Origin of the sequence: Streptomyces sp. NPDC048171, from assembly GCF_043202655.1 — a bacterium.
In the GTDB taxonomy this organism is placed as follows: domain Bacteria; phylum Actinomycetota; class Actinomycetes; order Streptomycetales; family Streptomycetaceae; genus Streptomyces.
This window is the reverse complement of sequence record NZ_JBIDAU010000011.1, coordinates 20,364-38,805: the sequence shown is the minus strand read 5'-3', so window position 1 is coordinate 38,805 and position 18,442 is coordinate 20,364. Positions and strand designations below refer to the sequence as shown.

Annotated in this window: 11 protein-coding genes; 3 read left to right on the top strand and 8 right to left on the bottom strand. The window is 71.6% G+C overall.

Annotated features, from left to right (window positions below; translation table 11 throughout):
• Positions 1–25 precede the first annotated feature (25 nt).
• Together ACGF3J_RS29130 and ACGF3J_RS29125 are read left to right on the top strand one after the other, a co-directional pair.
• On the top strand, positions 26–1,432 hold the full coding sequence (locus ACGF3J_RS29130; protein WP_161330598.1) for an FAD-dependent oxidoreductase: 1,407 nt from the start codon (positions 26–28) through the stop codon (positions 1,430–1,432).
• Entirely contained in the window at positions 1,429–2,652 is a 1,224-nt protein-coding gene (locus tag ACGF3J_RS29125; RefSeq protein ID WP_393855083.1) for an NAD(P)/FAD-dependent oxidoreductase, read from the top strand. The genes ACGF3J_RS29130 and ACGF3J_RS29125 overlap by 4 nt, the downstream gene beginning before the upstream one ends.
• Before the next feature lie 26 nt (positions 2,653–2,678).
• Here the strand turns inward: ACGF3J_RS29125 and ACGF3J_RS29120 are convergent, their stop codons facing one another.
• The gene (locus tag ACGF3J_RS29120) at positions 2,679–3,578 is read right to left on the bottom strand and encodes a lysylphosphatidylglycerol synthase domain-containing protein (RefSeq protein ID WP_393855217.1); all 900 of its coding nucleotides are present in this window, start codon (positions 3,576–3,578) and stop codon (positions 2,679–2,681) included.
• Between the two features lie 207 nt (positions 3,579–3,785).
• On the opposite strand from ACGF3J_RS29120, the gene ACGF3J_RS29115 reads away from it, so the two are divergent.
• Positions 3,786–5,666 carry an ABC transporter ATP-binding protein gene (locus ACGF3J_RS29115; protein ID WP_393855082.1) on the top strand — a complete coding sequence of 627 codons (1,881 nt, stop codon included), beginning with the start codon at positions 3,786–3,788 and terminating at the stop codon, positions 5,664–5,666.
• A 24-nt stretch (positions 5,667–5,690) separates the two neighbouring features.
• On the opposite strand, the gene ACGF3J_RS29110 is transcribed toward ACGF3J_RS29115, so the two are convergent.
• The 7 genes from ACGF3J_RS29110 to ACGF3J_RS29080 form a co-directional block, all read right to left on the bottom strand.
• The gene (locus ACGF3J_RS29110; RefSeq protein ID WP_393855081.1) at positions 5,691–7,472 is read right to left on the bottom strand and encodes a SpoIIE family protein phosphatase; all 1,782 of its coding nucleotides are present in this window, start codon (positions 7,470–7,472) and stop codon (positions 5,691–5,693) included.
• Between the two features lie 116 nt (positions 7,473–7,588).
• Positions 7,589–9,193, bottom strand: coding sequence for a glycoside hydrolase family 13 protein (locus ACGF3J_RS29105; protein ID WP_393855080.1), 1,605 nt, complete (start codon positions 9,191–9,193; stop codon positions 7,589–7,591).
• Positions 9,194–9,324: 131 nt separating this feature from the next.
• On the bottom strand, positions 9,325–10,200 hold the full coding sequence (locus ACGF3J_RS29100) for a carbohydrate ABC transporter permease (protein ID WP_125489809.1): 876 nt from the start codon (positions 10,198–10,200) through the stop codon (positions 9,325–9,327).
• A gap of 17 nt (positions 10,201–10,217) precedes the next feature.
• The gene (locus ACGF3J_RS29095) at positions 10,218–11,177 is read right to left on the bottom strand and encodes a carbohydrate ABC transporter permease (protein WP_122616397.1); all 960 of its coding nucleotides are present in this window, start codon (positions 11,175–11,177) and stop codon (positions 10,218–10,220) included.
• Positions 11,178–11,244: 67 nt separating this feature from the next.
• On the bottom strand, positions 11,245–12,660 hold the full coding sequence (locus tag ACGF3J_RS29090; protein ID WP_393855079.1) for an extracellular solute-binding protein: 1,416 nt from the start codon (positions 12,658–12,660) through the stop codon (positions 11,245–11,247).
• A 151-nt stretch (positions 12,661–12,811) separates the two neighbouring features.
• A complete protein-coding gene (locus ACGF3J_RS29085) occupies positions 12,812–13,825 on the bottom strand; it encodes a LacI family DNA-binding transcriptional regulator (protein ID WP_393855078.1) in 1,014 nt (337 codons plus the stop codon).
• A gap of 84 nt (positions 13,826–13,909) precedes the next feature.
• Entirely contained in the window at positions 13,910–18,199 is a 4,290-nt protein-coding gene (locus tag ACGF3J_RS29080) for a discoidin domain-containing protein (RefSeq protein ID WP_161328388.1), read from the bottom strand.
• Positions 18,200–18,442 lie beyond the last annotated feature (243 nt).

Genomic DNA, 18,442 nt, shown 5'->3' with positions numbered 1-18,442 from the left:
GCGCCCGTACCGGGCGGAGCCCCGCATGACGACCGTCACCGTCTCCGGCGCGCTGCCCGAGGACCCGTACGACGTGGTGATCGTCGGTGCCGGAGTGGTCGGGTGCGCGATCGCGCGTCGGCTCGCGCACCATCCGGAGCTGCGTGTGGCGCTCGTCGAGGCGCGGGACGACGTCGGAGAGGGCACCTCCAAGGCCAACACCGCCATCCTGCACACCGGCTTCGACGCCGTGCCCGGCTCCCTCGAGGCCCGGCTCGTACGGACCGGCTCCCGTGAACTCGCCGCGTACGCCGCCGAGTCCGGCATCCCCGTCGAGCCCGTGGGCGCGCTGCTCGTCGCCTGGGACGAGGAACAGCTCGCCGCCTTGCCCCGCCTCGCCGAGAAGGCCGCGCGCAACGAGTACCACGACACCCGCGTCCTCGGCCCCGCCGACCTCTACGCCCGCGAACCCCACCTCGGACCCGGCGCGCTCGGCGCCCTGCACGTGCCCGGCGAGAGCGTCATCTGCCCGTGGACGACGACCCTGGCGTACGCCACCCAGGCGGTCCGGGCCGGCGTCCACCTGCACCTCGAGGCGCCCGTCGGACACGCCGGACACCACGACGGCGTCCACCACCTGACCACCCCGCGCGGCACCCTGCGCGCCCGCCGCCTGGTCAACGCCGCCGGACTGCACGCCGACACCCTCGACCGGCAACTCGGCCACGACGACTTCACCGTCACCCCGCGCCGGGGCCAGCTCATCGTCCATGACACGTTCGCCCGCGCACTCGTCCGGCACATCCTCCTGCCCGTCCCCACGGCGCTCGGCAAGGGCGTCCTGGTCGCCCCCACCGTGCACGGCAACGTCCTGCTCGGGCCCACCGCCGAGGACCTCGACGACAAGGACGCCACCGAGTCCACCGCCGAGGGCCTGCGCCGACTGCGCGAGCAGGGCCGCCGTATCCTCCCCGCGCTGCTGGAGGAGGAGGTCACCGCCGTCTACGCCGGCCTGCGCGCCGCCACCGAGCACGACGACTACCGGATCACCGCCCACCCCGGCCAGGGCTGCGTCACCGTCGGCGGCATCCGCTCCACCGGCCTCACCGCCTCCCTCGCCATCGCCGAGCACGTCACCGGCCTCCTCGCCGGTACCGGACTCGACCTCGGTCCGCGACGCCCGCCGGAGCCGGTCCGCATGCCCTCCCTCGGCGAGACGTGTCCGCGCCCCCACCAGCGGCCCGACCTGGTCGCCGCCGACCCGGAGTACGGCGTCCTCGTCTGCCACTGCGAACGGGTCTCCCGGGGCGAGATCCGCGACGCCCTCGCCAGTACGATCCCGCCCCGCGGCCTCGACGGACTGCGCCGCCGCACCCGCGCCCGGGCGGGCCGCTGCCAGGGCTTCCACTGCGGGGCCGCGGTCCGGCAACTGTTCGAGGAGGCACGGCGATGACGCGAGAGGTCGACGTCCTGGTGGTGGGGGCGGGCCCCGCCGGACTCGTGGCCGCCACCCGGCTCGCGACGACCGGTGCGCGCGTCGAGGTCCTGGAGCGCGAGCCGTGGCCCGGGGGAGCGCCGGTCCACTGCGCGCACCGCGGCTTCGGCACCTGGCCGCACACGCGGACGGGGCCCGCCCACGCCCGGCTGCTCGCCGACGCGGCGGTCCGCGCGGGGGCGGACGTACGGACCGGCGTCACCGCCCTCGACTGGGCGGGTCCCCGCACCCTCGCCACCGTCGGACCCCGGGGCGCCGAGACCATCGCCGCCCGGGCCGTCATCCTCGCCACCGGCGCCCGCGAACGCCCGCGCGCCGCCCGCCTCGTCCCCGGCACCCGCCCCGCCGGCGTGTACACCACCGGCGAACTCCAGCGGGCCGTGCACCAGTACGGGCAGCACATCGGCGACCGCGCGGTGATCGTCGGCGCGGAAGCCGTCTCGCACGCCGCCGCCGACACCGTACGCGCCGCCGGAGCCGAGGTGGTGGCACTGCTCACGGAGCTGCCCCGGCCCCCCGCCCGCCCCGCGCTGACCCTGAACACCCGGCTGCGGCACCGCACTCCGGTCCTCACCGGCACCACGGTCAGCGAACTCCTCGGCCACGGACGCCTGTCGGGCGTGCGGGTCCGTCACCGCGACGGCCGTACGGCCACCCTCCGCTGCGACACCGTCGTGTTCACCGGCGACTTCGTCCCCGAGCACGAACTCGCCCGGCGCGGCGCGCTCACCCTCGACCCCGGCACCGGCGGCCCCGCCGTGGACGGCGCCCTGCGGACCACCCGCCCCGGTGTCTTCGCCGCCGGCAGTGTGCTGCACGCCGTCGAGAGCGCCCACACCGCGGCCCGCGAAGGCGCCCACGTCGCGACCGCCGTACTCGACCGGCTCCGCACACCCGCGCCGGACGACGGACCCGCCGCCGTCCCCCTCATCGCCGGACCGCCCCTGCTCCGCGTCACCCCGAACCGCGTCACCCCCGCCGACCGCCTCCCCTACCTCCTGCGCACCGCGATCCCCCTGACCCGCCCCGTCCTGTACGTCACCCAGGACGGCCGCCCGCTGCACCGCGCCCGCCTCCCGCTCACCACCGCCGTCCCGCACCGCCCGCTGACCCTCACGGCCCGCTGGACGCACCGGGTCGACCCCGGCGGCGGACCGGTACGCGTCACCGTCGCCTGACCGGTACCCGGAGCGCCCGGCGAACCTCAGATCACCCGCATCCGCACCAGCGCGGCCAGCGTCAACGCCCCCGGCAGCAGCGGCAGCCAGACCGTCAGGAGCCGGAACGCCAGCACCACCGCCGTGGCCACCGCCGCCGGACCGCCCGCCGCCACCAGCGCCACGACCAGCGCCGCCTCGACCGAGCCGATACCGCCCGGCGTCGGCACCAGCGCCACCGCGACGGTCGCCGCCAGATACGCCACCGCCATGTGCGCGACCGGCACCGGCAGCCCCAGCGACAGGCCCACCAGAACCAGCGCGGACGCCTGCAGGGCGGGGAACGCGAGCGCGCCGCCCCACAGCGCCACCGCCCGCGCCGGGACACGGTGCACCGAGCGGGCCTCACCGAGCGCCGTCCGCAGGAAGGAGACCACCGCCCGACGCAGCCGCGGCACCAGCACGAGCACCCCCGCCGCCACCACCGGCACCGCACCCGCGACCGCCAGCAGCGGCCCCACCGCCCCCTCGGGCAGCAGCGTGCCGAGCCGCAGCGCGCCGGGGAACAGGAGGAACAGAACGCCCAGCAGGGCGAGCCGGCCCACGCTCTCCGCCAGCAGATACAGGGCGAGAGCCGCCGAGGACCGGGCCAGCGGCAGCCCGCACACCGCCATGAACCGCAGATTGACCGCGCTCGCGCCCAGGCCCGTCGGCAGCAGGTGGTTGGCCGCGCCCGCCGCGAACTGCGCGGCCAGCAGCCGCCGTCGGGGCAGCCGTTCCACCACCGCGCCCTGCCGGGTGCAGGCGGCGGCCACCCAGGTCAGACAGGTCGCGCCGGCCGCCGCCAGCAGCCACGGCCAGCGGGCCGTGGCGAGATGACCGAAGCCCTCGGCGAGCACCGACCGGTGCCGCACCGCGACCACGGTGACCAGCAGCAGCGGAAGCACGCACAGGATCCGGCGGACCGGAACCCGGCGCAGGAGCGGCTTCTCGGGGAGACGGGGGAGGCGTGGGAGTCGTACCGCTGTCGTCACACCACAAGACATTCCCCCAGCCGCGCCAACTACGGATGGCCGACGCGCGGACGACGGCTTACGGACCGCGGGCGGCGCCGCCTTGACCTCAAGGTTGATTGAGGTTCTACCGTCCTTCGCATGAGCATGGAGACCACAGCCTGGACCCAGCTGCACAGCGTCATGAACGCCGAGCAGGAGCGCCGCCCCCTCGCCCGCGCCACACTGCGCCGCATCGGCGCCTTCGCCCGCCCGCACCGCACCCGCATCGTCCGGTTCGTGCTGCTCGGCGTGGTGACCGCACTCCTCGCCGTCGCCACCCCCGTCCTGGCCGGACGCGTCGTGAACGCGATCGTGTCGGACGGGGACGAGGGCAGGGTCGTCCGCCTCGCCCTGCTCATCGCCCTCATCGCGGTCGCCGAGGCGGTGCTCGGCATCCTCTCCCGCAGGATCTCGGCGACGCTCGGGGAGGGGCTCATCCTCGATCTGCGCACGGCCGTGTTCGATCATGTGCAGCGCATGCCGGTCGCGTTCTTCACACGTACTCGTACGGGCGCGCTGGTCTCCCGGCTCAACAACGACGTCATCGGCGCCCAGCGCGCCTTCAGCAACACCCTGTCCGGCGTCGTCAGCAACCTCGTCACCCTCGTGCTCACCCTCGCCGTCATGCTCACCCTGTCCTGGCAGATCACCCTGCTCGCGCTCGCGCTGCTCCCGGTGTTCGTGCTCCCCGCCCGGCGGATGGGCCGCCGCATGGCCCGCATGCAGCGCGAGGCCGCCGCCCTCAACGCCGCGATGGGCACCCGGATGACCGAGCGGTTCTCGGCACCCGGCGCCACCCTGATCAAACTCTTCGGCCGCCCCGAGGACGAGTCCGCCGAATTCGCCGACCGGGCCCGCCGCGTCGCCGACATCGGAGTGCGCACCGCCACCGCACAGGCGGCCTTCATCACCGCGCTCACCCTCGTCTCCGCCCTGGCCCTCGCCCTCGTCTACGGCCTCGGCGGCTTCCTCGCCCTGCGCGGCAGCCTGGACCCCGGCGCCGTCGTCGCGCTGGCCCTGCTGCTCACCCGCCTCTACGCGCCGCTCACCGCGCTCGCCGGGGCCCGCGTGGAGGTCATGAGCGCCCTCGTCAGCTTCGAGCGGGTCTTCGAGGTGCTGGACCTGACCCCGCTCATCGACGAGAAGCCCGACGCCCGCCCGGTCCCCGACGGTCCGGTCGCCGTCGAGTTCGACGACGTCCGCTTCGGCTACCCGGCCGCCGACAAGGTCTCCCTCGCCTCCCTCGAAGAGGTCGCCTCCCTGGACACCCGCGGCGGCGACGAGGTCCTGCACGGCCTCTCCTTCCGCGCCGAACCCGGACAGACCGTCGCCCTCGTCGGCTCCTCCGGCGCCGGCAAGTCCACCATCGCCGGCCTGCTGCCACGCCTGTACGACACCGACGGCGGCGCCGTGCGCGTCGGCGGCGTCGACGTCCGCGACCTGAGCGCCCGGTCACTGCGCGACACCGTCGGCATGGTCACCCAGGACGGCCACCTCTTCCACGACACCGTCCGCGCCAACCTGCTGCTGGCCCGCCCCGGGGCGAGCGACACCGAACTGTGGGACGCGCTGCGCCGCGCCCGCCTGACCGACCTCGTCCGGTCCCTGCCCGACGGCCTCGACACCGTGGTCGGCGAGCGCGGCTACCGGCTCTCCGGCGGCGAACGCCAGCGCATGACCATCGCCCGGCTGCTCCTCGCCCGCCAGCGCGTCGTCATCCTCGACGAGGCCACCGCCCACCTCGACAACACCTCCGAGGCGGCCGTCCAGGAGGCCCTCACCGAGGCCCTGGCGGACAGGACCGCCCTGGTGATCGCGCACCGGCTGTCCACCGTCCGCGCGGCCGACCGCATCCTGGTCGTCGAGGCCGGCCGCATCGTGGAGAGCGGCACCCACGAGGAACTCCTCGCCGCCCAGGGCCGCTACGCCCAACTGCACCGCACCCAGTTCGCCCGCCGGACGATGGACAAGGCCGCGTAGCCGCCAGGGCCTGTCCGACATGCCCTACCGCGGGCCGGGCACCCCGGCCCGCACCGGCAGGTCCTGCTCCGCCCAGACCACCTTGCCGTCAGGGGTGCGGCACGAACCCCAGCGCCGGCACAGCATGTTGATCAGCTGCAGACCCCGCCCGCTCTCGTCGCTCACGTCCGCGTGCTGGATCTGCGGCAGGTCGGGGCCGGAGTCGGAGACCTCCACCGACAGCCGCTCGTGCCGCAACAGCCGCAGCTCACCGGGGGCGTTCCCGTACCGCAGGGCGTTGCCGACCAACTCGCTGACCACCAGCTCCGTCGTGTCGACCAGTTCCTCCAGACCCCACCGCTCCAACTGCTCGCGCACCGCCGCACGGGCCTGTCCCGCGGCCTTGCCGTCCGGCGGCAGCGGGCGCACGTACACGTCGCACTCCGGACCGAGCGGCAGGGCGAGGGCCGCCAGGACGATCGCGTCGTCCGACCGGTCACCGCCGATCCGCTCGGCGACCGCCCGGCATTCGGTGCCGTCGGCCGGCAGGCCCTCACCGACCGCCACGCGCAGCCGCTCCAACTGCGTGCCCAGATCACTCGTGCGCGATCTGACCAGCCCGTCCGTGAACAGCGTCAGCCGGCTCCGCTCGGGCACCCGCCGCTCGACCACGTCGTACGGGATCACCCCCGCCCCCAGCGGCGCCCCCGCGGGCACCTCCAGGAACGCGGAGGCGCCGTCGGGCCCGGTCAGCAGCGGCGGCGGGTGACCGGCGCTGGAGACGCGGAACGTGCCGCCGTACGGGTCGTACACCGCGCACAGACAGGTGGCGACCTGGTCCTCCTCCAGGTCGCGGGCGGCGAGGTCGAGGCGGGCCAGCAGCCGCTCGGGCGCGATGTCCAGCGCCATCAGGGTCCGGGCCACCGTGCGCAGCCGCCCCATGGTCGCGGCGGCGGCCAGCCCACGCCCCATCACATCGCCCACCATCAGGGCGGTGCGTCCGCTGGGCAGCGCGACCACGTCGAACCAGTCGCCGCCCACCGCGGCCGGGTCCGTCGCCGGGTCGTAGCACGAGGTCACGTCGAGACCGGGAGTGCTCGGGCTGGACCGCGGGAGCAGGGCCCGCTGCAGCGTCACCACCTGCTCGCGCTCGCGCCCGTAGAGCCGGGCGTTGTCGATGTACACGGCGGCCTTGGACGCCAGCTCGACGGCCAGGGCCACGTCGGTCCGGCTGAACGGCGCCCGGTGGCCCGCCCGTACGAAGTCGGCGAGTCCCAGCAGCACCCCGCGCGCGATCAGCGGCACCGCCAGGTAGGAGTGGACGCCCGCCCGGCGCATGATGTCCGACGACTCGCGCGAGGGCGCGATCACGGCGAAGTCCGCCCGCGTCATCCGGGTCACCAGCACCGGCCGGCGGGAGGTCAGGCACCGCTGCCCCAGCCGGTCGGCGGTGTGCACCGACAGCTCGCCCACGGGGTCGGGCGCGAGGTTCAGGCCCTCGACCTCCGACACCGCCATGGCCCTGAGCCGCGGCGCGTCCCCTCCCGGGATCCGGTCGCCCTCCTGGAACCGCAGTACCGAGTCCAGCAGGTCCACCGCCGCGCCGTCGGCCAGCTCCGGCACGGCGAAGCCGGCCAGCTCCTCCGCCGTCCGCCGCACGTCGAGCGTGGTGCCGATGCTCAGGTCCGCCGCGTTCAGCCAGGCCAGCCGGCGTCGCGCGCCCAGCGCCTCCGTCATCGACCGCAGCGCCCCCCGCGCCGCCCGGTGCCCGCTCACGAGGGGGTTCGGGGGGCGCCGCACCCCGCTCAGCCACGGTCGCTCCCGCACGCCTCGCCTCCTCCCACGGCCTCCTGCCCCGATTCTGCCTCGCCTCGGGTCGAGGGGCGACGGCGAGGCCCCGATCGGCGGGGGAGCGCCGACCGGGGAACCGGTCCGGGGGCGGCTCAGCCGCGCAGCCACACCGCCGTGTCGGCGCGCAGCCGGCCGTCCTCGTCCAGCGGCCCGCTGCCGAGCAGCAGGGAGTCGTGCGCGGGCAGCTCGACCGGGGCGGCCGACAGGTTGACCACGCACACCAGACCGCCGGGGCGACGGAACGCGAGGACCCCGTCGGGGGCGGGCAACCAGTCCAGCGGACCGTCACCGAAGCCCTCGGTGGAGCGCCGCAGTCGCAGCGCCTCGCGGTAGAGCGCCAGCATCGACCCCGGGTCCGCGGCCTGCCGGTCCGCCGCGTACCGCGCCCAGCCCTCCGGCTGCGGCAGCCAGGGCTCGTTCTCGGAGCCGAAACCGCAGTACGGGGCGTCGGCCGCCCAGGGCAGCGGAACCCGGCAGCCGTCCCGGCCCGGATCGGTGCCCCCGGAGCGGAAGTGCATCGGGTCCTGGATGCTCCCGCGCGGGACGTCGGCCTCGGGCAGGCCGAGTTCCTCCCCCTGGTACAGGTAGACAGAGCCCGGCAGGGCCAGCGTGAGCAGGGCGGCCGCGCGGGCGCGCCGGGTGCCGAGGGCCGGGTCGGTCGGGGTCCCGAACGCCTTCTTGGCGAAGTCGAATCCGGTGTCCTCGCGGCCGTACCGGGTCACCGTCCGGGTCACGTCGTGATTGCACAGCACCCAGGTGGCGGGGGCGCCGACCGGAGCGTGCTCGGCCAGCGTGTCGTCGATGGTGCGCCGCAGCCGTCCCGCTTCCCAGGGGCAGGACAGGAAGTTGAAGTTGAAGGCCGTGTGCAGTTCGTCGGGCCGCAGATAGCGCGCGAAGCGTTCGGCGTCGGGCAGCCACACCTCGCCCACGAAGACGCCCCCGTACTCGTCGGCGACGGCCCGCCAGGAGCGGTAGATGTCGTGCAGCTCGTCCTGGTCGATGTACGGGTGCGGGTCGACGCCCTCCACGAAGTCCGCCAGCGCGGGGTCCTTGGCGAGCAGCGCGGCGGAGTCGATGCGGACGCCGGCCACCCCGCGTTCGAACCAGAACCGCAGGATCTCCTCGTGCTCCCGGCGTACCTCCGGATGGGCCCAGTTGAGGTCGGGCTGCTCCGGCGTGAACAGGTGCAGGTACCACTCGCCGTCCGGCACCCGGGTCCAGGTGCGGCCGGAGAACTGGGAGGGCCACTCGTTGGGCGGCAGTTCACCGTTCTCGCCGCGGCCGGGCCGGAAGTGGAACCGCTCCCGCTCCGCGCTGCCCGGACCGGCGGCCAGCGCCGCACGGAACCACGCGTGCTGGTCGGAGACGTGGTTGGGGACGATGTCGACGATGGTGCGGATGCCCATCTCCCGTGCCTCGGCGATGAGTTTCTCGGCCTCGCCGAGGGTGCCGAAGGCCGGGTCGATGGTGCGGTAGTCGGCGACGTCGTAGCCGCCGTCGACGAGCGGGGAGACGTACCAGGGCGTGAACCAGACGGCGTCGACCCCGAGTTCGGCGAGGTACGGCAGTCGCGCTCGGACGCCCGCGAGGTCACCGGTGCCGTCGCCGTCGCCGTCGGCGAAACTGCGGGGGTACACCTGGTAGATGACGGCGTCGCGCCACCAGTCTTCGGTGCGGTGCGAGGTGGGGGCTGCCACGTGACGGTCCTTTCGGGCAGGGTGGATCTTCGCCGCCGGCCCGGACAGTGCGGGGCGTCGGACGGGCCGGCGGCGAAGGCTGACGGGACGAGCCGGCGGGTCGGAAGAGGAGGAGGGCGGGGCGCGGTGCCTCAGCCCTTGAGCCCTCCGGCGGTGAGTCCGCTCATGATGTTGCGCTGGAAGATCAGGAAGATGATGAGCGTGGGCAGTGAGGCCATGGTCAGCGCGGCGATCAGCACGTTGACGGGCACACCGTTGGACAGCGAGTAGATCCCCACGTTCAGGGTCTGCCTGGCCGGGTCGGGCAGGGTCAGCATGGGCCAGAGGAAGTCCTTCCACACGCCCACGATCGCGAAGATGGACACCACGCCGAGGATCGGCCGCGAGATCGGCAGGACGATCGACCGGAGGGTGCGCATCGGGGAGGCGCCGTCCATCGAGGCGGCGTCGAGCAGCTCCCTGGGGATCGAGTCGAAGAACCGCTTCAGCAGGAAGATGTTGAAGGCGTTGGTCACCGAGGGCAGCCAGATCGCCCACGGCGTGTTCAGCAGGTTGCGTTCGAAGATCGGCACGTCGAGCACCGTCAGGTACTGCGGCACGACCAGGACGGTCGCCGGGATCATCAGCGTCGCCAGCATCATGCCGAGGATGGCCTTGCCGAAGACCGGCCGGAGCTTGGACAGCGAGTAGGCCGCCGCCACGTCGAGCACCAGCTGGAAGGCGAGCGCGCCGAACGCGTAGTACAGCGTGTTCCCCAGCAGGCCGGCCAGGTCCATGACGTTCCAGGCCTGCGAGTAGTTGTCCGGTTCGAAGGACTCGGGGACCAGCGTCGGCGGCGTCCGGACGACCTCCTGGGTGTCCTTGAACCCGCTGGAGACCATCCAGTACATGGGGCCCAGGAAGACCACGGTGAACAGCGTGATCACACCGCCGAACGTCACCCAGTAGAGGACCTTGCCGCGGGGCCGGGCGAGCTGGGCCGGCGAGATGAGCGTGCGTGTGGACATCGGTGGATTCCCCCGGCCTACTCGTCCTCGGCGCGGTTGAGCTTCACGTACGCCGCCGAGAAACCGGCCAGCAGTACGAGGAGCAGCAGGCCGAGGGCCGCCGCGGCGCCGTAGTTGTTGAAGTTGAAGGCGTACTGGTAGATGAGGTAGACGACGGTGGTGGTCGAACCCTCGGGCCCGGCCCCGCCGGTGAGCAGGAAGGGCTCCACGAACACCTGCATGGTGGCGATGATCTGCATCAGCAGCATCAGCGAGAGGATGAGCCGCGTCTGCGGGATCGTCACGTGCCAGACCTTGCGCAGCAGTCCGGCCCCGTCCAGCTCCGCCGCCTCGTACAGCTCGCCCGGGATGCCCTGGAGCGCGGCGAGGTAGATGAGCGCCGCGCCGCCCATGTTCATCCACGTCGACGCGATGACCACGGACAGCATCGAGAGGTCGGGGTCCTGGAGCCACTGCTGCTCGGGCAGTCCGACGGAGCCGAGCAGTTCGTTGAGCAGCCCGTAACCGGGGTCGTACAGGTACTTGAAGAGCAGGACCGCGGCGACCGGGGGGAGCATCACCGGCAGGTAGACCAGCAGCCGCAGGTATCCCTTGCCGTGCCTGAGTTCGTTGATGACGAGCGCGACGACGAACGGCACCGCGAAGCCGAGGACCAGGGCCAGCACGGTGAACAGCAGCGTGTTGCGCCACGCCTGCCAGAACGCCGGGTCGTTGAAGACCGTTCGCAGGTTGTCCAGGCCGACCCAGGAGACCTCGCCCTGGTCCGTCTTCTGGAAGGCGAGGAGGAACTCCCGGACCATCGGGTACCAGGAGAAGAACGCGAAGCAGAGGACCGCTCCGATCAGAAAGCCGTGCGCGGTGAGGTTGCGCTTCAGGCTCCTGCCGAAGGACCCGCCGCGCGGGGGCGGGCCGTCCACCGGCGGCTGGGCGTGGCGGGCTCTCGCCGCCTTGCTCGGGGTCAGGCTGGGGGCCGACATCGTCGCTCCTTGGGACTGATCTCATGGGCCCCGGGGGGCGGTGCGGCCCGCCCCCCGAGGGAGCCGGTCACTGCGTGGCCAGAACCTGGTCGACCTGCTTCTCCGCGCTGGAGAGCAGCTTGTCGATGTCGGCGTCCTTGTTGGTGAGGATGCCGGACATCACGTTGTCCAGGACCTTGTAGACCTCCTGCGCCTTCGGCGGCTCGGCCATGCCGGGCACCGGGTTGTCCATGAACGCCTTGAAGTTCTCGACCGGCATCGTGGCGTGCTCGATCCGGGCCGCGTCGTCCTTCGTCTTGGACTCGTTCAGCCAGAAGTTGGGCTGCGGGAGGCCGACCGGGAGCTTGTCGGTCTTCTTGCGGCCCCAGTTGAACTGACCCTCACCGACGGTGAGGTTCTGGAAGTTCAGCCAGGCGACGGCCGCCTTGATCTTGTCGGCGGAGATCCCCTTCTTGATCATGTAGCTGTTGCCGCCGGCCAGGGTGTTCTTCTCACCCGGGATCGGGCCCATGCCGAAGTTCTCGTAGTCCGCGCCGAGTTGCTGGACCATGTAGGTGATGTCGTCCGGCGCGGCGAGGAACATGCCGAGCTTGTCGGTGGCGATCTGCTTCTGGAGGTCGCCCCACTTGAGCAGCTGGGTCTTGCCCATGCTCTCGTCCTCCCAGCGCATGGCGTGGAGGTTCTCGGCGACCTGCTTGCCCGTCTCGTTGTTGAACGCGGCCTTCTTGCCGCTCTCGTCGACGACCTGGGCGCCACGGCTGTACATCTGGGCGGTGAAGTGCCAGCCACCGGTGTTGCCCGCGCTGTACTCGCCGAAGCCGGCGATGCCGTCGCCCAGACCGGCGATCTTCTTCGCGGCGGTGCGGACCTCGTCCCAGGTGCGCGGCGGGTTGTCCGGGTCGAGTCCGGCCTTCTCGAAGAGCTTGCGGTTGATCAGCAGGCCCATGGTGTAGTTGCTGGTGGGCAGCCCGTAGAGCTTGTTCTCGTGCTTCAGCGAGCCCAGGACGTTCGGGTCGATGTCCTTGAGGGCGGGGACGGTCTTGTCGTTGACGTACGCCGTGATGTCCTCGGCGCCGTCGTTGTCCAGCACCTGCGGCAGGTCGGTGAAGTAGGTGTAGAAGACGTCGGGCTGCGACTTGGCCTTGAGCATCGCGGTGAAGCGCGGCGGCTCCAGGCACTGGCCGGGGGTGGAGCGGCCCTCGATGGTGACGTTGGGGTAGGTCTTGTTGAACTCCTTGACGTCCTCCTTCCACTCCTTCAGCTCGGCCGCCTTCGCCGTCGGCGGCATGCAGTCGATGGTGATCGTGACCTTGGTCTTCGGGTCCAGCGGAGCAGCCGGGTCGGAGGACCCGCTGCCGCCTTCGGAACCGCCGCCGTCGTCACTGCTGCTCGTGCCGCAGGCGGCCAGAGCGGTCAGGGTGAGAGCGGAGACGAGCGTGATGGCGCCGGCACGGCGAGTACGGCGGAACCGAGCACTTCTCATGGGTGGTCCCCTTCGGGCATGAACGTGGAAGGCGCCCCACCGCCGATGCGTTGTGGGGCGCCGCTCACTCAACCACCGCGAACAAGTGAACGCAATATCTCGCGCTGATTTCGTAATTGCTTGACAGTCGACCGAAGAAGTTGAGGATCCGCTACCGGGCCCCAACCTGCGCGGTGGAGCCCCGAACCACGAGTTCCGGTTCGAAGAGCAGCTCCCTGTGCGGGACTTCGGTGCCTTGGATCTGGGCGCAGAGGAGGTCGACGGCGGCGCGTCCCATGGCTTCGATGGGTTGGCGGACGGTGGTGAGGGGTGGTTCGGTGCAGGTCATGAAGGCGCTGTCGTCGTAGCCGATGACGGAGACGTCGTGGGGTACGTGGAGTCCGCGTCGTCGGGCGGCGCGGACGGCGCCGAGGGCGAGGGGGTCGCTGGCGCAGATGATGCCGGTGACGCCGCGTTCCAGGAGGCGGGCGGCGGCGGCCTGGCCGCCTTCCAGGGAGAACATGGCGCGTTCCACGTACTCGTCCGGCAGCTCGGTGTGTGCGGCGCCGGCCGCTTCCCGGGCCGCGGCCAGCTTCCGGCGGGAGGGGATGTGGTCCGAGGGGCCGAGTACGAGGCCGATGCGGTCGTGCCCGAGCGATGCAAGGTGCCGCCAGGACTGCTCGACGGCGACCGCGTCGTCGCACGCGATGCACGGGAAGTCCAGATCCGGGATGGAGGCGTTGATGAGCACGACGGGGATGTTGCGCTCGGCGAGCAGCCGGTAGTGGTCGTGCGGCGCGTCCGCCTGCGCGAACAGCCCGCCGCCGGCGAAGACCACCCCAGAGACCTGCTGCTGGAGCAGCAGCTCGACGTAGTCGGCCTCGGAGACGCCGCCCTTGGTCTGGGTGCACAGCACCGGCGTCAGTCCCTGCTGGGCGAGCGCACCACCGATGACCTCGGCGAACGCGGGGAAGATCGGGTTCTGCAACTCGGGCAGCACCAGTCCCACGAGTCTCGCTCTCTCGCCCCGCAGCTGGGTGGGCCGCTCGTAGCCCAGCACGTCCAACGCGCTCAGCACGGACCTCCGGGTCGCCTCGGAGACCCCGGGCTTGCCGTTGAGCACCCGGCTGACCGTGGCCTCGCTGACCCCAACCTTCTTCGCCACCTGAGCAAGTCGTCGCGTCACAGACGCAAGACTAGCGCAAGCCTCTGCAAGAGGCTTGCGCCAGTCAGTGGTCCGACCGACAAGGGCCGAGGCGGCCCGGTCGGTCTACGGGTTGCGGTTGATCTTGAAGGTGGACGTCGTGTTCCGGACGTCCACGGCGTTGCCCTCCAGCCTCAGCCCGTTGAACGTGACCTCGCCGACCGCGGGGCCCTGCCCCGGCTCGGGCATCTCGTTGGCCCAGAGGCCGAAGCCGGACTTGGCGTCGAACGCGTCACCGCTCTTGCGCGCGCCGGTGACGGACACGTCGGTGAAGACGGTGTCCTTGATCGGGAACTGCGGCTGCCCTCCCACGTAGTTCGTCTGGAACATGATGCCGCTGTAGGTCGGGTCGACGATGTCGACGTTGTTGACCCGGATCCCCTGGAACACCTTCGACGCGGAGAACACCCAGATGCCGGGGAATGTCTGCTGCCCCCAGAAGTGGCCGCCGGCCCGGACGATCGAGATGTTCTCGAAGGTCGTCGGATCGGTGCCGAAACCGTTCATCGGGTAGCCGAAGTCCAGCGAACTGATGGTGATGCCGGAGTAGACCAGGGTGTCCGCGATGTGGATGTTGCGGAAGGTGTTGTTGTAGCCGCCGTAGACGGCGAGACCCGCGGCACGCCAGGTCAGCGTCGTCGAGAGGTTCTCGTACAGGTTGTTCTTCATGTCCGCCCCGCCGGCGTCGATCGCGGAGAACAGCGCGAAGCTGTCGTCACCGGTCGCCCGGGCGTCGTTGTTGGACACCAGGTTGTCGGTCGAGCCGTTGGTCATGTTGACGCCGTCGGCGAACATGTTGCGGATCCGGGAGTTCTTGATCGTGATCCGGTCGGTGTTGGCTCCCCAGTAGAGACACACCATGTGCTCGTTCCAGATGTTGTCGATCACGATGTCCGACACGTTGGAGAAGTCGAACACCTTGCCCGGGCCGTCGATGCGGCTGGTGTAGTTGCCGAAGTAGGCGAAGTTCGCGAACGACGACCCCTTCGCGCTCGCCTCGGCCCGGAAACCGACGTCGGTGTTGTCCTGCGTCGTGGGCGCGTGGAACTTGGTGAACCACGGACCGGCGCCCACCACCTTCACCGCCTTGCCGTACACCTGGAACTTGCTCGACGTCTGGTAGTCCCCGGCCGGCAGGTACACCCCGGTCAGCTTGCCGGAGGTGTCCATGCGGACCCGGTCGAGCGCGTTCTGCACGTCCTGGTGCGTGAACCCGGCCGGCACCGCGTACGCCGCGGGGTCGGGATTGGCCACCGGGGCGACCCGCTCCAGGTTGACGAAGTCGATCGCGTAGTCGGTGTTGTTCGCGGCGTCCTTCTGCAACCGGATCCTGCTGCCCGCCGGGACGGTCTCGCCCAGCATCAGGTGCGCCTCGTCGTAGATGTGACGCGGCGCCCCCGCACCGGGTGAGTTGCCGGGCGAGGCCTCGTTGCCGTAGAGCCAGGCGTACTTCGACGTCAGCGGCAGCGCCTTCTTCATGACGCCGTCGACGTAGACGTTGAGCGTGGAGTCGATGCCGCCGCCGCCCGGCGCGTCCGGGATGGAGAAGCGGGTCACCAGGGTGTTGGTGGCGGCCCGGGTGGTGAACTCGACGTACTCACCGGTCGCGTCGAGCTCGACCGCCTTGCGGCCGGAGGCCTCTCCGGCGATGTCGCCGATGGTCCGGTTCGGCCCGGCCACGGTGGCACCGCCGCCGACGGTGCCGTCCTCCGCCTCGTACATGTCGTACGGCATGTTGGCGCCGCGCCCGACGAACAGCGGCTGCGTGGAGGTGTTGTTCTCCCGCTTGACCGGCAGTTCGTTGGCGTCGTCGGCCACCTTCACCTTCACCGTGTACGAGCCGTTGGCCGCCTTCCAGGGACCGAGGCTCACCGCGGGGCTCGTCGAACCGGCGGCGATGACACCGGAGTGCGCGCCGGTCAGCGTCTTGACGGTGGCGCCGTCGGAGTCCACCAGGGTGAGCGTCACCCCGTGGCCGCCGCCCGCGGAGTCCTGGGTGCCCTGGTTGCGCAGCGCGACCTTGAACGTGACGTCGTCACCGGCGGCCGGGCTGGAGGGGGAGGTGGTGACGGTCGCGGCGACCAGGTCGGAACTCTCGACCGGCTTGACGACCAGCGGCTCCGGACGCGTGTAGGTGTTGTTGGTCTCGTTCTGCTCGATGATCTCGCCGGCCTCGTCGGCGACCGCGCTCAGCTCGTAGGAGCCGGCGTCGCGCGCCCCGATGGAAGCGCTGACCGTGCTCTGCGCACCCGCCTGGAGCGCGCCCACGGAGGCGGTGGCGACCTTGGTGTCACCCAGCCGCAGGGCGACCTTGCCGGCCGGACTGGCCGCGGCGCCGCTGTTGCGGACGGTGGCCGACACGGTGATCTCGTCCGACTCGACGGGCGAGGCGGGCGAGGTGGCCAGGTTCGTCACCTCCAGGTCGGGGTTGGGCGCGGCGGCGCCGATCACCTGGAACTCGGCGATCTGCCCGGCCGTCGCCCCCGTGTTGGAGGTGAACCTGAGCTGCACGTCGGCGACCCGGCCGTCGACGGGCACGGTCACGCTGTTGGCGCCGCTCGCCGGGTCGAAGACGTAGTCCTTCGCGGCCACCAGACTGGTGAACCCGGAGGCCGCCTGCTCGCGCCCGAGCACCTGGATGTTCTGGGTGCGCTTCGACCAAGCGGTGTCGGGGTTGAGCTTGAGCACGACGGCACTGATGTCGGCGTTGGCGCCGAGCTTGACGGTCAGCGTGTTCGGGTAGCTGCCCGCAGCCCCCTCCCAGTAGGTCGACGTGCTGTTGTCGTTGGCGTTCTCGGCGACGTACGTGTGGATCACGGACGAGGCGCTGATCGGCTTGCCGACGGCCAGGTTCGAGCCGTCCCGGGTGCCGTTGCGGAGGACGGAGTTGCTGTCGCCCGACACGTTGCCGGCCGCGTCCCTGGCCCGCACGAAGTAGGTCACGTTCGCGGTGACGGGCTGTGTGTCCGTGTAGGTGGTGACGTCGCCCGCGACGCTCTTGCGGAGCTTGTTGTCGGCGTAGATGTCGTAGCCCGTGACGCCCTTGTTGTCGGTGGACGCGCTCCAGGTCAGCTTCACCTGACCGGCGGCGGGCTCGGTGAGGGCGAGGTTCGACGGCGCGGTGGGCGCCTGCGTGTCCCCGTTGTCGCCGCGCCGGGTGACCGTGTTGCTGTTGCCCGACACGTTGCCGGCCGCGTCCTTGGCCCGCACGTGGTAGGTGACCGTCGCGTCGCCCGGGCGGGTGTCGGTGTACGTGGTGACGTTCCCGCCGACCGAGGTCAGCAGGTCGCCGTCGGCGTAGATGTCGTACCCCGTGACGGCCGTGTCGTCCGAGGACGCGTTCCAGGTCAGCCTGATCTGGCCGGTGGCCGGCTCGGTGAGGGCGAGGTTCGCGGGGGTGGTCGGGGCCTGGGTGTCGCCGCTCGCCGGGCCGTAGACCTCCAGCTCGGAGAGCTGGGCGGCCGGCTGGCCGGTGTTCGCCGTCACCAGGACGCGCAGATGGCGGGCGGTCGTGGCGTCGAAGGCGACCGTCGCCGACTGGCCGCCCGCCGCGTCGAAGGTGTACGCCTTGGCGGCGGTCAGGTCACTGAAGTCCGAGCCGTTCTCGCTCGCCTGGATCTTCAGGGTCTGGCTGCGGGCACCCCAGCCGTCCGGCAGCCGCAGCACCACGCGGTCGACCCTGCGGGAGGCGCCGAGGTCGGCCTGGATCCACTGCGGCAGCGCGTTGTTGGCGCTCTCCCAGTAGGTCGCCTTGTTGCCGTCGTTGCCATTGCCGGCCGTGTACGAGCCCGTGGAACTGCTCGCCGTCAGAGTCCGGTTCGCGGCGAGGTTCGTCGACGACTCCCCGGCCGCGTGCACCTCCAGTTCGGAGAGCTGCGCCGCCTGCCAGCCGGTGTTGGCCGTGATCTCGACCCGCACGAACCGCGTCCTGGTCGCGGGGAAGCTCACGGTGACCGTGTTGCCCGACCCCGGGTCGAAGCGGTAGGTGGCGGAACCCTTCAGGGTGCTGAAGCTCGTACCGTCGGCGCTGCCCTGGAGGGCGAGTGTCTGGTCGCGGTGCTCCCAGCCGGCGGGCAGTCTCAGGACCACCTCGTCGATCCGCTCCGTGGTGCCGAGGTCGGTCTGGACCCACTGCGGGAGGCTGCCGCCGCCGCTCTGCCAGTACGAACCCTGGTTGCCGTCGGTGATGTTGGCGGCGCCGTACTCGCCGTGCGCGCTGCTCGCCGCCGTGGCGTCCCCCACGGCGATGTTGGGTCCGCCTGCCGCCGTGGCCGACAGCAGTGGGCCGCCCAGCGCCAGGAGACTGGTCGCGACCACCGTGCACAGAGCACGTGATCTCCAGTTCCGGATTCTCATCTGGCTCCGATCTCCGCCTCGTTCCTGAATGTGCTCTGTCATTTACGTTGAGCGCTCAGAGAGTTGCAGAGAACTGTTGGGTCGTCTACAGGATGCGCGTCATGAACTCGGCGCACGACGGCCCGGAGTGGCCGCCGTGAGACGCGGGGAAGTCCCGTGTGATGTCTCGGATCAGCGACTTTCACGGTCTCCGTCGGAGTACCGCAAGCCGCTGCCATTTCCCGCAAGGAATTTGCGGGCGAG

Excerpts from the sequence above, each read along its gene's own strand:
- ACGF3J_RS29130 (WP_161330598.1), top strand. The coding sequence starts at position 26 with ATGACGACCGTCACCGTCTCCGGCGCGCTGCCCGAGGACCCGTACGAC.
- ACGF3J_RS29125 (WP_393855083.1), top strand. The coding sequence starts at position 1,429 with ATGACGCGAGAGGTCGACGTCCTGGTGGTGGGGGCGGGCCCCGCCGGA.
- ACGF3J_RS29115 (WP_393855082.1), top strand. The coding sequence starts at position 3,786 with ATGAGCATGGAGACCACAGCCTGGACCCAGCTGCACAGCGTCATGAAC.
- ACGF3J_RS29100 (WP_125489809.1), bottom strand. The coding sequence starts at position 10,200 with ATGTCCACACGCACGCTCATCTCGCCGGCCCAGCTCGCCCGGCCCCGC.
- ACGF3J_RS29095 (WP_122616397.1), bottom strand. The coding sequence starts at position 11,177 with ATGTCGGCCCCCAGCCTGACCCCGAGCAAGGCGGCGAGAGCCCGCCAC.
- ACGF3J_RS29090 (WP_393855079.1), bottom strand. The coding sequence starts at position 12,660 with ATGAGAAGTGCTCGGTTCCGCCGTACTCGCCGTGCCGGCGCCATCACG.
- ACGF3J_RS29080 (WP_161328388.1), bottom strand. The coding sequence starts at position 18,199 with ATGAGAATCCGGAACTGGAGATCACGTGCTCTGTGCACGGTGGTCGCG.